The following is a 12,699-nucleotide window of genomic DNA, read 5'->3' as shown; positions in this document are numbered from 1 at the left end:
CGTATTCTCCTCCTTAGCCCAAAAGCTCTTTCACGGTTTTACCACGAAGTTTAGCAACGTCCTCGGCACGTTTCAGACGGGAAAGTCCTTCTAGTGTCGCGTTAACCATATTCATGGAGTTTGAAGAACCAAGCGATTTGGTTAGAATGTCGCCTACACCTGCAAGCTCAAGAACGGCACGAACCGGACCGCCTGCAATTACTCCAGTACCTTCAGATGCTGGTTTAAGCAATACGCGGCCAGCGCCGAAGTGTCCGAGCACTTGATGTGGGATTGTTGTTTTCACAAGTGGTACATGGATCAGGTTTTTCTTAGCATCTTCGATACCTTTGCGGATTGCATCCGGTACCTCGCCAGCTTTCCCGATCCCTGCGCCAACATATCCTTTACCGTCACCTACAACTACCAGTGCGCTGAAGCTGAAACGGCGTCCGCCTTTTACTACTTTCGCTACACGGTTGATTTGAACTACTTTTTCAGTTAGTTCCAACGTATTTGGATCGATACGCAAGTCGACTTACCTCCTTCATAAGTATTATCGATTAAAACTCAAGTCCTGCTTCGCGAGCTGCATCAGCCAGTGCTTGAATTCTTCCATGGTACAAGTAACCGCCGCGGTCGAAAACCACTTGGTCAACGCCTTTCGCTTTAGCGCGAGAAGCGATAACTTCACCGATTTTGCGAGCAGCCTCGATGTTACCACCATTTGTGAATTGTTCTGCGATTTCTTTATCAAGCGTGGACGCTGAAGCGACCGTTACGCCTAGAACATCATCAATCAGTTGTGCATAGATGTGTTTGGAGGAACGGAATACAGAGAGACGCGGACGCTGCGTAGTTCCGTTGATTTTCTTACGCACACGCAGGTGACGTTTGAGACGTGCTTTGTTTTTATCGCCTTTTGTAATCATTCGTTGTACACTCCTTTCCTTGAGTCCTTATGAAGCTATCCGATTAAGCGCCGGCATTCGCGGCTGCTTACTTCTTCTTACCAGCTTTACCTTCTTTACGAAGGATACGCTCGCCTTCATACTTGATACCTTTACCTTTATACGGCTCTGGCTCACGTACGGAACGGATCTTCGCAGCAGTTGCACCAACGAGTTCTTTGTCGATGCCTTTTACGATGATTTTCGTGTTCGAAGGAACTTCGAACTCGATGCCGTTCTCAGGAGTGATTTCTACTGGGTGCGAGTAACCAACGTTAAGTACGATTTTCTCGCCAGTTTTGTTTGCACGGTAACCAACGCCTACTAGCTCAAGGTTTCTTACGAAGCCTTCAGTTACACCACTAACCATGTTAGCGATGATGCTGCGAGTTGTACCGTGTAGGGAACGATGCAATTTATTGTCGGAAGGACGCTCAACGGTAATTACGCTGTCAGCTACAACCACATTCATATCTTTGTGGATTGCGCGGCTCAGTGTACCTTTAGGTCCTTTAACAGTGATAGTGCTGTTGTCCAAGTCGATGTTTACGCCACCTGGAACTTGGATCGGTTTACGGCCAATACGAGACATTGTTACACCTCCAATCGTTGTGACAGTTAATTACCAAACGTAGCAGACGACTTCGCCGCCGGATTTAACCTGACGAGCTTCTTTATCAGTCATAATTCCTTGGGACGTGGAAATGATCGCCATTCCCAGGCCGCCCAATACGCGAGGCACTTCAGTGCTTTTCGTGTAAACGCGTAGACCCGGTTTGCTGATACGTTTCAGCCCCGTAATTACACGCTCTTGGTTCGGGCCGTATTTAAGGAAAATACGGATCATCCCTTGTTTGTTATCTTCAATATACTCGGCATCGCGGATAAAGCCCTCGCGTTTCAAAATTTCAGCGATTTGCTTCTTTACTTTCGAAGCAGGCATTTCTACGGTCTCATGACGCACAACGTTTGCGTTGCGAATGCGTGTAAGCATATCTGCGATCGGATCAGACATAACCATTGTGTAAACCTCCTTCCCGAACTAGGCTGATTACCAGCTTGCTTTTTTAACGCCAGGAATCTGGCCTTTGTATGCTAATTCACGGAAACAAATCCGGCAAATTTTAAACTTTTGCAAAACGGAATGCGGACGGCCGCAACGTTCGCAGCGTGTATAAGCCTGCACTTTGAATTTAGGAGCACGTTGCTGCTTAACCTTCATCGAAGTTTTTGCCACTTGGTATTACACCTCCTGTGGATTACTTCGTAAACGGCATGCCCATTTGGGTCAGCAGTTCACGAGCTTCTTCGTCCGATTTTGCCGTCGTGACGATGACGACGTCCATACCGCGTACTTTGTCAACTTTATCGTACTCGATCTCAGGGAAGATCAATTGCTCTTTCAAACCCAGAGTGTAGTTACCACGGCCATCAAACGCTTTGTTTGATACGCCGCGGAAATCGCGTACGCGTGGAAGTGTGACATTGAACAGTTTATCAAGGAAGTAGTACATACGCTCACCGCGCAGTGTTACTTTAACCCCGATCGGCATGTTCTCGCGAAGTTTGAAACCAGCGATCGATTTCTTGGAGCGAGTTACTACAGGCTTTTGACCAGAGATCAAACGCATGTCTTCAACAGCAACATCGAGAACTTTAGAGTTGGAAACAGCCTCACCAACACCCATGTTGATAACGACTTTCTCGATCTTAGGCACTTGCATTACTGTTGTATAGTTGAACTTCTGCATAAGAGCAGGAGTGATTTCATTCAGGAAACGATCTTTCATTCTTGCTGCCATGTAACGTGGACCTCCTTTCCGTATCGGTCAATTAATCAATTACCTCGCCGGATTTTTTAGCGATCCGGACTTTTTTGCCGTTATCAAGCACTTTATATCCGATCCGAGTTACTTTACCGCTCTTAGGATCGATGTGCATAACATTGGAAACGTGAATCGCCGCTTCTTGTTCGATAATGCCGCCTTGCGGATTAGCTTGCGAAGGACGAGCATGTTTCTTCACCATATTGACGCCTTCGACGAGTACGCGGTTTTGGCGCGGATACGCTGCAATAACGCGGCCTTTTTTGCCTTTGTCTTTGCCCGTAATGACCATTACCGTGTCGTCTTTCTTCACGTGCAATTTATTGTTATGAGATTCCAACACTTTCTTCAACCGTGGCATGAGTTACACCTCCTGCGTGCTTGCGCGGAATGCGCAAAGTACTTTTTAGATAACTTCCGGAGCAAGCGATACGATTTTCATGAAGTCGCGGTCGCGAAGTTCACGAGCAACTGGTCCAAAAATACGTGTGCCGCGCGGGCTTTTGTCTTCTTTTACGATAACCGCTGCATTCTCATCAAATGCGATGTATGAACCGTCTTTACGGCGAACCGCACGTTTCGTACGCACGATAACCGCTTTAACTACATCACCCTTTTTGACAACGCCACCGGGTGTTGCTTGTTTGACGGAGCAGACGATCAAATCGCCGATATGGCCAACACGACGTCCAGTACCACCGAGCACACGGATGCACATCAGTTCTTTCGCGCCAGAGTTGTCAGCGACAGCCAAACGTGTAAATGGTTGAATCATTTCAACGTCCTCCTTTCGGGAAAATGCTTACTAAGAAGCATTTCTTACAAAATAACAGCAGCTTCAACGATCTCGACTAAACGGAACCGTTTGTCTTTCGATAGCGGGCGAGTTTCCATGACTTTAACGATATCACCGATCTTAGCTTGGTTGTTCTCGTCGTGCGCCTTGAATTTTCTCGTGTATTTAATACGTTTGTGGTACAGATCGTGTTTTTTGTAAGTTTCAATGGCAACAACGATTGTTTTGTCCATTTTATCACTCACGACTTTACCTACTTGAACTTTGCGGGCATTACGTTCGCTCATGTTCATCCTCCTTCCATGCATTCGTTATCGCTCACGGACAATCGCAGTTTAGCTGCTGATTCCGAGTTCTCTTTCACGAAGAACGGTTTTGGCACGAGCTATATCCTTACGTACGTCGCGGATGCGAGTTGGGTTTTCCAGTTGGCCGGTAGCCAATTGAAAACGAAGGTTGAATAGCTCTTCTTTGAATCCAGCGACTTTTTGTTCGAGTTCAACAGAGGTTAGGTTGCGGAAATCATTAGCTTTCATTTGCTTCACCACCCACTTCTTCGCGTTTCACGAACTTCGTTTTAACTGGGAGTTTATGTGCTGCAAGACGCATAGCTTCACGTGCGATCTCTTCAGATACGCCAGCAAGCTCGAACATTATTTTGCCCGGTTTTACGACAGCAACCCATTTTTCTACGTTACCTTTACCGCTACCCATCCGGACTTCAAGAGGCTTTTGCGTAATTGGTTTCGCAGGGAAAATCTTGATCCATACTTTACCGCCACGTTTGATGTAACGAGTCATCGCAATACGCGCTGCTTCGATTTGACGGTTAGTGATCCATGAAGGCTCAAGTGCTTGTAGACCGTATTCGCCGAAGGCTACTTCAGTACCGCCTTTTGCGCGACCTTTCATATGACCACGTTGTTGTTTACGATGTTTGACACGTTTTGGGACCAACATGATTAGTTGCCTCCTTCCTGTGGAGCTTTCTTCTTAGTTGGAAGGATTTCACCGCGATAGATCCATACTTTTACGCCGATACGGCCGTATGTTGTCGCAGCTTCTGCTGTTCCATAATCAATGTCTGCACGCAGCGTATGAAGTGGAACTGTACCTTCGCTATAACCTTCTTGACGAGCAATCTCAGCGCCGCCCAAACGACCGCTAACGGAAGTTTTGATACCTTTCGCGCCCGAACGGATTGTACGTTGGATGGATTGTTTCATTGCACGGCGGAACGAGATCCGACGCTCAAGTTGTTGTGCAATGCTCTCAGCTACGAGAATCGCATCAAGTTCTGGATGTTTGATCTCAGAGATGTTGATGTGCACTTTTTTGCCTTTAGCGATTTTCGACAGTTCGGAACGAAGGTTTTCAACTTCAGATCCGCCTTTACCGATTACCATACCAGGCTTAGCTGTATGAATTGTAACGTTAACGCGGTTAGCTGCACGCTCGATTTCGAACTTGGAGACAGCCGCATCTTTCAATTTGTTTTTGAGGTACTCACGGATTTTAACATCTTCCATGAGCAATTCGCCGAAGTCTTTGCCTGCGTACCATTTGGATTCCCAATCACGGATAATACCAACACGTAGACCGACCGGGTTTACTTTTTGTCCCACACGTTTTCCCTCCTTATTTTTCGGATACCACCAAAGTAATGTGGCTGGTTCTTTTGTTAATCCGGCTAGCACGACCCATTGCGCGCGGGCGGAAACGTTTCATTGTTGGCCCTTGGTTTACAAACACTTGTGTAATCACAAGTTTGTTCACGTCCAACTGGTAGTTGTGCTCCGCATTAGCAATTGCGGAATTCAGCAGCTTCTCAACGATTGGGGAAGCCGATTTTGGTGTATGGCGCAGAATCGCGATTGCTTCGCCGACTTGCTTACCACGGATCAAATCAACAACCAGCTGTGCTTTACGAGGTGCAATGCGGACGTGGTTAGCGAACGCTTTAGCTTGTTGCATGGATGAACCTCCTCTCGACCTTTATCACGTAACTATAAAACGATTAACGGCGACCAGTTTTCTTATCGTCGTTACCGTGTCCTTTGTACGAACGCGTTGGCGCGAACTCACCGAGTTTGTGGCCAACCATATCTTCCGTCACATATACCGGCACGTGCTTTTTACCGTCATAAACAGCAAAAGTGTGACCAATGAATTGCGGGAAGATTGTAGAACGGCGAGACCAAGTCTTAACAACCGTCTTCTTCTCTTGCTCGTTCAGAACTTCAACCTTTTTCAGCAAGTAACCGTCAATAAACGGTCCTTTCTTCAAACTGCGACCCATGGATGATCCTCCCTTCACGCTAGCGTTACGCGACGCAGCGCGTCACGCTCATGACGCCGAGGCGCCTATTACTTCGTACGACGACGAATAATGTATTGGCTCGATGCTTTTTTCTTTTTGCGTGTTTTGAAACCAAGTGTCGGTTTGCCCCATGGAGACATTGGAGATTTACGTCCGATTGGAGCACGGCCTTCACCACCACCGTGTGGGTGATCGTTCGGGTTCATTACAACACCACGTACTTCAGGGCGTTTGCCCATCCAACGGGAACGGCCGGCTTTACCGATTTTCACGAGTTCGTGATCTTCGTTACCAACAGAACCGATTGTAGCACGGCATTTTTTCAGAATACGACGTACTTCGCCGGACGTCAAGCGAATAGTGACGTATTGCTCTTCTTTACCAAGAAGTTGAGCATCTGTTCCAGCAGCACGAACCAATTGTCCGCCTTTGCCTGGTTTCAGCTCGATGTTATGGATAACTGTACCTACCGGGATGTTCTCAAGTGGCAAAGCGTTACCGATCTTGATGTCAGCATCTGCTCCGGAAACGATTTTATCCCCAACTTTAAGACCTTTAGGTGCGATGATGTAGGCTTTCGCGCCATCCACATAGTGGATAAGTGCGATGTTGGACGTACGGTTCGGATCGTATTCGATCGTCGCTACGTTACCTACGATACCGTCCTTGTTACGTTTGAAGTCGATGATCCGGTATTTACGTTTATGGCCGCCACCGTGATGACGAACCGTAATTTTACCTTGGTTGTTACGACCAGCTTTTTTGAAAAGCGGCGCAAGAAGCGATTTCTCCGGTGTGCTTGTGGTGATCTCTTCAAATGTCGAGACGGACATACCACGTCGCGCTGGAGATGTCGGTTTATACTTCTTAACTGGCACTTCGATTCCCTCCTTAACCGATATCTAACGTTCTTTCACGAGAAGCCGAGGGCTTCTTCGCTACTTAAACTGTTTCGAAAAATTCTAGCTCGTTGCTATCTGCGCTCAATTGAACGATCGCTTTTTTCCACTCGGATGTGTATCCGCTGTGTTTACCGTAGCGTTTAGGCTTAGCCGGCATGCGAAGCGTGTTCACGCTCGATACTTTCACTTTGAAGATCGATTGAATCGCAAGTTTGATCTCAGTTTTGTTTGCACGAAGATCAACTTCGAATACATACTTTTTGCTCGCCATGAAATCACTTGTTTGTTCAGTAATGATTGGGCGCTTGATAATATCGCGAGGATTTTTCATTACGCAAGCACCTCCTGTACTTTTTCAACCGCTTCTTTAGTGATAATCAGCTTGTCGTATTTCATAACGTCTAGAACATTGATGCCATCGGCTGCAACGAACTTCACGTTAGGAATGTTACGAGCTGCAAGTGCTACATTATCTTCGTAGCCAGCTGTTACAACCAGTGCTTTGCGAGCCACTTTCAGGTTGTTCAGAATCGCTGCGAATTCTTTAGTCTTCGGTTGCGCGAACGCCAGTTGATCCAGAACGATGATTTCGTTGTCGATCACTTTGGAAGACAAAGCAGATTTGATTGCTAAGCGACGAACTTTCTTAGGAAGTTTGAAGCTGTAGCTGCGTGGAGTTGGTCCGAATACTGTACCACCGCCAACCCATTGTGGGGAGCGAATGCTACCTTGACGTGCACGGCCTGTACCTTTTTGTTTCCAAGGTTTACGACCGCCACCGCGTACTTCGGAGCGACCTTTTGTTTTGTGCGTACCTCTGCGTTCAGAAGCTTGCTGCAAAAGAACTGCGCTATGCAATACGTGAACGTTTGGTTCAATTCCGAATACCGCTTCGGACAATTCAACCTCGCCAACTTGCGAGCCGTTCACGCTATAAAGTGCTACTTTCGGCATTTCATGTTCCTCCTTTCTTAGGCGATTATTTCTTCACCGTGGATTTAACTTTTACAAAGCTATTTTTAGGGCCCGGAATGGAGCCTTTAACGAGCAATACATTACGTTCTGCATCGACGCGCACGATTTCAAGGTTTTGGATTGTAACGGTTTCGTTACCCATGTGACCTGGAAGGTGTTTGCCTTTTGGAACGCGGTTCGCTTGGATAGAACCCATCGAACCTGGACCGCGGTGGTAACGCGAGCCGTGCGCCATAGGGCCGCGGCTTTGGTTCCAACGTTTGATGTTACCTTGGAAACCTTTACCTTTGGAAGTAGCTGTAACGTCAACGAACTCGCCAGCTGTGAATAGGTCGGCTTTCAATTCCTGGCCAACTTCATATTCAGCAATGTTGATGCTGCGGAATTCACGAACGTAGCGCTTAGGAGCCGTTTCCGCTTTTTTAGCGTGGCCGATTTCTGGCTTAGTAGCTCTCGATTCTTTCTTGTCGGAGAAACCAAGTTGTACGGATACGTAACCGTCGTTGTCTTGGTCCTTCTTCTGCAAAACAACACAAGGGCCTGCTTCGATAACCGTAACCGGAATTACGTTACCTTCAGGAGTAAACACTTGCGTCATTCCAAGTTTTTTACCTAAGATACCTTTCATGTTGACACCTCATTTCCTTTCCATTTTCAAATATGCATAACTTACAGTTTGATTTCGATATCTACACCGGATGGCAGATCTAAGCGCATCAATGCATCAACCGTTTGCGGCGTTGGGTTAACAATGTCGATCAAACGCTTATGAGTGCGCATTTCGAATTGCTCCCTAGAATCCTTGTACTTGTGTACCGCACGCAGAATGGTGATGATTTGCTTCTCAGTAGGAAGCGGAATCGGCCCAGACACGCCTGCACCGGAACGTTTCGCAGTTTCAACAATCTTCTCTGCGGATTGATCCAGAATTCTATGATCGTATGCTTTCAAGCGAATACGAATCTTTTGCTTAGCCATATAAGTCCCTCCTTCTATCGCCCAATTTAGTATCGGACATACTCCGCAAGAAAACCCGACACGCCCCTCATGGCAAAGGAGCCGTGTGTGTCGGCAACCTCTCGCATCATCGCAACGTCACAGACCAACGCTCACTATTATATCTGAAACGGTGGGCGAATGCAACAAAAATGTTGGTTTTGTTAAAATGAATCATTTGGGAAGCAAAATCCGCTACACTGCATGAAATATGGCCTTCGGCTGCTGTTGAAATTAAGTTTCTTCATTAATAATAACTTCAGCTGTGGAAACTTAATTTCAAAGGCAGCACGTAATCTCTCCGACTCACATTTCACTCCGTTACACTTCCAGCTTACCAGCGATGCATTTCGAAAACCCATGGTGAAGGCATAATAAAAATGGCTTGAATACTCAGAGCCATTTACGATTAACTGCATTCACTTTGTTCACTTTGTTTCTGCGCGTCTTTGTCTTCACTTATATTAATGAATGTACGACATTTAATCAAACATCAAAATTTAGTAATAAAAAAGCCCCCACCGAAGTGAGGGCTTCATGAGCTGCAGCTTACGCTGCAGTTTCATTATTTTTGGATGGAAGCTACAGCGCCGGCGCCTACAGTACGGCCGCCTTCACGGATAGCGAAGCGAGTACCATCTTCCAGAGCGATTGGAGCGATAAGCTCAACCGTTACTGTGATGTTGTCGCCTGGCATAACCATCTCAGTACCTTCAGGCAAGCTGATGATACCCGTTACGTCAGTTGTACGGAAGTAGAACTGTGGACGGTAACCTGTGAAAAAAGGTTTGTGACGTCCGCCCTCTTCTTTAGTCAGAACGTAGATTTGAGCTGTAAAGTTCGTGTGTGGTTTAACGGAACCTGGCTTAGCAAGTACTTGACCACGCTCGATGTCTTTACGGTCTACACCACGAAGCAATGCGCCGATGTTGTCACCAGCTTGTGCGGAATCAAGCAATTTGCGGAACATCTCTACGCCTGTTACAACGCATTTGCGAGTTTCTTCAGCAATACCGATGATTTCAACTTCGTCAGATACTTTAACTACGCCACGCTCAACGCGTCCTGTAGCAACCGTACCACGACCTGTGATTGTGAACACGTCCTCAACTGGCATAAGGAAAGGCTTGTCAGTATCACGAGTTGGAGTTGGGATGTAAGTATCAACTTGTTCGAACAATTCGATGATTTTGTCAGCCCATGGGCCGTCTGGGTTTTGAAGAGCTTCACGAGCAGCGCCGCGGATGATTGGAGTATCATCGCCTGGGAACTCATATTCGCTAAGAAGGTCGCGAACTTCCATCTCAACGAGTTCAAGCAACTCATCATCTTCAACCATGTCGCATTTGTTCAGGAATACGACGATGTAAGGTACGCCTACTTGGCGGGAAAGAAGGATGTGCTCACGCGTTTGCGGCATTGGGCCGTCAGCTGCGGATACAACCAGGATTGCTCCGTCCATTTGTGCAGCACCAGTGATCATGTTTTTAACATAGTCGGCGTGACCTGGGCAGTCAACGTGTGCATAGTGACGGTTAGGAGTTTCGTACTCAACGTGAGCTGTGGAGATTGTGATACCGCGCTCGCGCTCTTCTGGAGCTTTGTCGATTTGGTCGAATGCTACAGCAGCACCACCGTATCTTTTCGAAAGAACTGTTGTGATTGCAGCAGTCAAAGTTGTTTTACCATGATCGACGTGACCAATTGTACCAATGTTAACGTGCGGTTTATTACGTTCAAATTTAGCCTTAGCCATTGAACTATTCCTCCTTAATAGATAGAAGATTATGTGATCGGCTGTGTGGGAGCTGTTGCCCCCAGCATTCAGCCAAAGTACAACTTATGAGATACAAGTTGTTAAAGGGCTACTAGTTAGCAGCACCTTTGGATTTGGAGATGATCTCTTCCGAGATCGAACGTGGTACTTCTTCATAGTGCGAAAGCTCCATGGAGAACACGCCGCGTCCTTGTGTACCGGAACGAAGTGTAGTGGAGTAACCGAACATCTCAGCCAGAGGCACCTTAGCACGAACGATCAACGCACCATGGCGTGTGTCCGAACCTTCGATACGACCGCGGCGGGAGCTCAACATACCCATTACGTCGCCCATGTACTCTTCAGGAACGCTAACTTCTACTTTCATGATAGGCTCAAGCAAAATCGGAGAACATTTGTCCTTCGCTGCTTTAAGCGCCATCGATCCAGCAATTTTGAACGCCATCTCCGAGGAGTCAACGTCATGGTAGGAACCGTCGACAACGACTGCTTTGATATCAACAACCGGGAAGCCGGCGATGACACCATTTTTCATCGATTCTTCGATACCTGCTTGAATTGGAGCGATAAACTCACGCGGGATAGAGCCACCCACAGTTTTGTTTTCAAACACAAAGCCTGTTCCCGGCTCTTGCGGTGAGAATTCAACCCAACAATGACCGAACTGACCGCGACCGCCGGATTGGCGAACGAATTTACCTTCGACCTTCGCAGCCGTTTTGAACGTCTCACGATAAGCAACTTGCGGCTTACCAACGTTTGTTTCGACTTTGAATTCACGAAGCATACGGTCAACTAGGATTTCAAGGTGAAGCTCGCCCATACCAGCGATGATCGTTTGGCCGGTCTCTTCGTCCGTGTGAGCACGGAACGTAGGATCTTCCTCAGACAGCTTTTGAAGAGCGATACCCATTTTGTCTTGGTCAGCTTTAGTCTTAGGCTCAACCGCAAGCTGGATAACCGGCTCTGGGAAGTTCATGGACTCAAGGATAACCGGGTGCTTCTCATCACAAAGCGTATCACCAGTAGTTGTATCTTTCAAACCTACAGCAGCTGCGATATCACCGGAGTAAACTTCGCTGATCTCTTGACGGCTGTTAGCGTGCATCTGAAGGATACGACCGATCCGCTCACGTTTGCCTTTCGTTGCATTCACAACGTACGAACCGGAGCTAAGTACGCCGGAGTATACGCGGAAGAACGTCAGTTTACCTACGTAAGGGTCAGTCATGATTTTGAACGCCAACGCTGCGAAAGGCTGGTCGTCAGCAGACTTGCGGATCGTCTCAGTACCATCTTCAAGGGTACCCTTGATATCCGGAACGTCGATTGGCGACGGCAAGTAGTCAACAACTGCATCAAGCATCAATTGAACGCCTTTGTTACGGTACGAAGAACCAACGATTACTGGGAAGATCTTAACTTCGCAAACACCTTTACGAAGCGCAGCTTTAATCTCAGGAACAGTGATTTCTTCGCCTTCGAGATATTTCATTGTGAGCTCTTCATCAAGCTCAGCAACTTTCTCGATCAGCTCAAGACGAAGTTCTTCAACTTTGTCTTTGTATTCTGCAGGGATTTCAATTTTCTCCGGATCTTTACCAAGATCGTCTTTGTATTTGTAAGCAACTCGTTCAACCAAGTCGATTACACCTACGAAGTCGTTCTCTGCACCGATCGGCAATTGAATTGCCACCGCATTTGCGTTAAGACGCAGGCGCATATCATTAACAACGTTAAGGAAGTCTGCACCGATAATGTCCATTTTGTTGACGTATGCGATACGCGGTACGCCGTAACGGTCAGCTTGACGCCAAACAGTTTCGGATTGCGGCTCTACGCCCTCTTTAGCACTGAAAACACCAACGGCCCCGTCCAATACACGCAGGGAACGTTCAACTTCAACAGTGAAGTCAACGTGCCCCGGGGTGTCGATAATATTAATGCGGTGACCATTCCATTGAGCAGTAGTAGCAGCGGAAGTAATCGTGATTCCGCGCTCCTGTTCCTGCTCCATCCAGTCCATCGTTGCTGCACCTTCGTGCACCTCGCCGATTTTGTGGGTACGGCCTGTGTAGAACAGGATCCGCTCTGTAGTGGTAGTTTTACCTGCATCAATATGCGCCATGATCCCGATATTACGCGTATTTTTCAAGGAGAACTCTCTTGCCATAATTC

The 12,699-nt window shown here is 47.2% G+C and carries 21 protein-coding genes; all 21 read right to left on the bottom strand.

Features of this window, described 5'->3' with window-relative positions; all coding sequences use genetic code 11:
• Positions 1 to 13: 13 nt before the first annotated feature.
• The 21 genes from rpsE to fusA all read right to left on the bottom strand — a co-directional run bounded on the left by rpsE (position 14) and on the right by fusA (position 12,694).
• Positions 14 to 511: a 30S ribosomal protein S5 gene (gene rpsE / locus BM412_RS31060; protein ID WP_090986309.1), complete on the bottom strand. Its 498-nt coding sequence runs from the start codon at positions 509 to 511 to the stop codon at positions 14 to 16.
• A gap of 31 nt (positions 512 to 542) precedes the next feature.
• Positions 543 to 911 (bottom strand): 50S ribosomal protein L18, encoded by a 369-nt coding sequence (rplR, locus tag BM412_RS31055; RefSeq protein WP_091225568.1) that lies wholly within the window; start codon positions 909 to 911, stop codon positions 543 to 545.
• Positions 912 to 978: 67 nt separating this feature from the next.
• Entirely contained in the window at positions 979 to 1,521 is a 543-nt protein-coding gene (rplF, locus tag BM412_RS31050; RefSeq protein ID WP_091225567.1) for a 50S ribosomal protein L6, read from the bottom strand.
• A gap of 30 nt (positions 1,522 to 1,551) precedes the next feature.
• Positions 1,552 to 1,950 (bottom strand): 30S ribosomal protein S8, encoded by a 399-nt coding sequence (rpsH, locus tag BM412_RS31045; protein ID WP_090986314.1) that lies wholly within the window; start codon positions 1,948 to 1,950, stop codon positions 1,552 to 1,554.
• Positions 1,951 to 1,980: 30 nt separating this feature from the next.
• Entirely contained in the window at positions 1,981 to 2,166 is a 186-nt protein-coding gene (locus BM412_RS31040; protein WP_090583249.1) for a type Z 30S ribosomal protein S14, read from the bottom strand.
• A 22-nt stretch (positions 2,167 to 2,188) separates the two neighbouring features.
• Positions 2,189 to 2,731: a 50S ribosomal protein L5 gene (rplE, locus tag BM412_RS31035; RefSeq protein ID WP_090986316.1), complete on the bottom strand. Its 543-nt coding sequence runs from the start codon at positions 2,729 to 2,731 to the stop codon at positions 2,189 to 2,191.
• Positions 2,732 to 2,762: 31 nt separating this feature from the next.
• A complete protein-coding gene (gene rplX / locus BM412_RS31030; protein ID WP_091225566.1) occupies positions 2,763 to 3,116 on the bottom strand; it encodes a 50S ribosomal protein L24 in 354 nt (117 codons plus the stop codon).
• 45 nt (positions 3,117 to 3,161) lie between these two features.
• A complete protein-coding gene (rplN, locus tag BM412_RS31025) occupies positions 3,162 to 3,530 on the bottom strand; it encodes a 50S ribosomal protein L14 (protein ID WP_090583243.1) in 369 nt (122 codons plus the stop codon).
• A 44-nt stretch (positions 3,531 to 3,574) separates the two neighbouring features.
• Complete coding sequence (gene rpsQ / locus BM412_RS31020) at positions 3,575 to 3,838, bottom strand: 30S ribosomal protein S17 (RefSeq protein ID WP_090986321.1); 264 nt, start codon at positions 3,836 to 3,838, stop codon at positions 3,575 to 3,577.
• Between the two features lie 48 nt (positions 3,839 to 3,886).
• Positions 3,887 to 4,087 carry a 50S ribosomal protein L29 gene (gene rpmC, locus BM412_RS31015; protein ID WP_090583239.1) on the bottom strand — a complete coding sequence of 67 codons (201 nt, stop codon included), beginning with the start codon at positions 4,085 to 4,087 and terminating at the stop codon, positions 3,887 to 3,889.
• Positions 4,077 to 4,511, bottom strand: a complete 435-nt coding sequence (gene rplP, locus BM412_RS31010) for a 50S ribosomal protein L16 (protein ID WP_090986323.1) — start codon at positions 4,509 to 4,511, stop codon at positions 4,077 to 4,079. Before rplP ends, rpmC begins: the two co-directional genes overlap by 11 nt.
• A 2-nt stretch (positions 4,512 to 4,513) precedes the next feature.
• Positions 4,514 to 5,176, bottom strand: coding sequence for a 30S ribosomal protein S3 (gene rpsC / locus BM412_RS31005; RefSeq protein ID WP_091225565.1), 663 nt, complete (start codon positions 5,174 to 5,176; stop codon positions 4,514 to 4,516).
• A gap of 13 nt (positions 5,177 to 5,189) precedes the next feature.
• Complete coding sequence (gene rplV / locus BM412_RS31000; protein WP_090986326.1) at positions 5,190 to 5,525, bottom strand: 50S ribosomal protein L22; 336 nt, start codon at positions 5,523 to 5,525, stop codon at positions 5,190 to 5,192.
• Positions 5,526 to 5,568: 43 nt separating this feature from the next.
• A complete protein-coding gene (gene rpsS / locus BM412_RS30995) occupies positions 5,569 to 5,850 on the bottom strand; it encodes a 30S ribosomal protein S19 (protein WP_091225564.1) in 282 nt (93 codons plus the stop codon).
• 68 nt (positions 5,851 to 5,918) lie between these two features.
• A complete protein-coding gene (gene rplB / locus BM412_RS30990; protein WP_091225563.1) occupies positions 5,919 to 6,749 on the bottom strand; it encodes a 50S ribosomal protein L2 in 831 nt (276 codons plus the stop codon).
• A gap of 64 nt (positions 6,750 to 6,813) precedes the next feature.
• Positions 6,814 to 7,104, bottom strand: a complete 291-nt coding sequence (gene rplW, locus BM412_RS30985; RefSeq protein ID WP_091225562.1) for a 50S ribosomal protein L23 — start codon at positions 7,102 to 7,104, stop codon at positions 6,814 to 6,816.
• Positions 7,104 to 7,727: a 50S ribosomal protein L4 gene (gene rplD, locus BM412_RS30980; protein ID WP_090986334.1), complete on the bottom strand. Its 624-nt coding sequence runs from the start codon at positions 7,725 to 7,727 to the stop codon at positions 7,104 to 7,106. Before rplD ends, rplW begins: the two co-directional genes overlap by 1 nt.
• Positions 7,728 to 7,752: 25 nt before the next feature.
• Positions 7,753 to 8,376, bottom strand: coding sequence for a 50S ribosomal protein L3 (gene rplC / locus BM412_RS30975; protein WP_091225561.1), 624 nt, complete (start codon positions 8,374 to 8,376; stop codon positions 7,753 to 7,755).
• Between the two features lie 41 nt (positions 8,377 to 8,417).
• Positions 8,418 to 8,726, bottom strand: coding sequence for a 30S ribosomal protein S10 (gene rpsJ, locus BM412_RS30970; protein ID WP_005544556.1), 309 nt, complete (start codon positions 8,724 to 8,726; stop codon positions 8,418 to 8,420).
• A 583-nt stretch (positions 8,727 to 9,309) separates the two neighbouring features.
• Complete coding sequence (gene tuf / locus BM412_RS30965) at positions 9,310 to 10,500, bottom strand: elongation factor Tu (protein WP_091225560.1); 1,191 nt, start codon at positions 10,498 to 10,500, stop codon at positions 9,310 to 9,312.
• A 112-nt stretch (positions 10,501 to 10,612) separates the two neighbouring features.
• Positions 10,613 to 12,694, bottom strand: coding sequence for an elongation factor G (gene fusA, locus BM412_RS30960; RefSeq protein WP_091225559.1), 2,082 nt, complete (start codon positions 12,692 to 12,694; stop codon positions 10,613 to 10,615).
• Positions 12,695 to 12,699 lie beyond the last annotated feature (5 nt).

This window comes from Paenibacillus sp. BC26, assembly GCF_900116125.1.
GTDB classification, from domain to species: Bacteria; Bacillota; Bacilli; order Paenibacillales; family Paenibacillaceae; genus Paenibacillus_Z; species Paenibacillus_Z lignilyticus.
The sequence above is the reverse complement of the archived record's forward strand: the minus strand, read 5'-3'. Positions and strand labels throughout refer to the sequence as shown.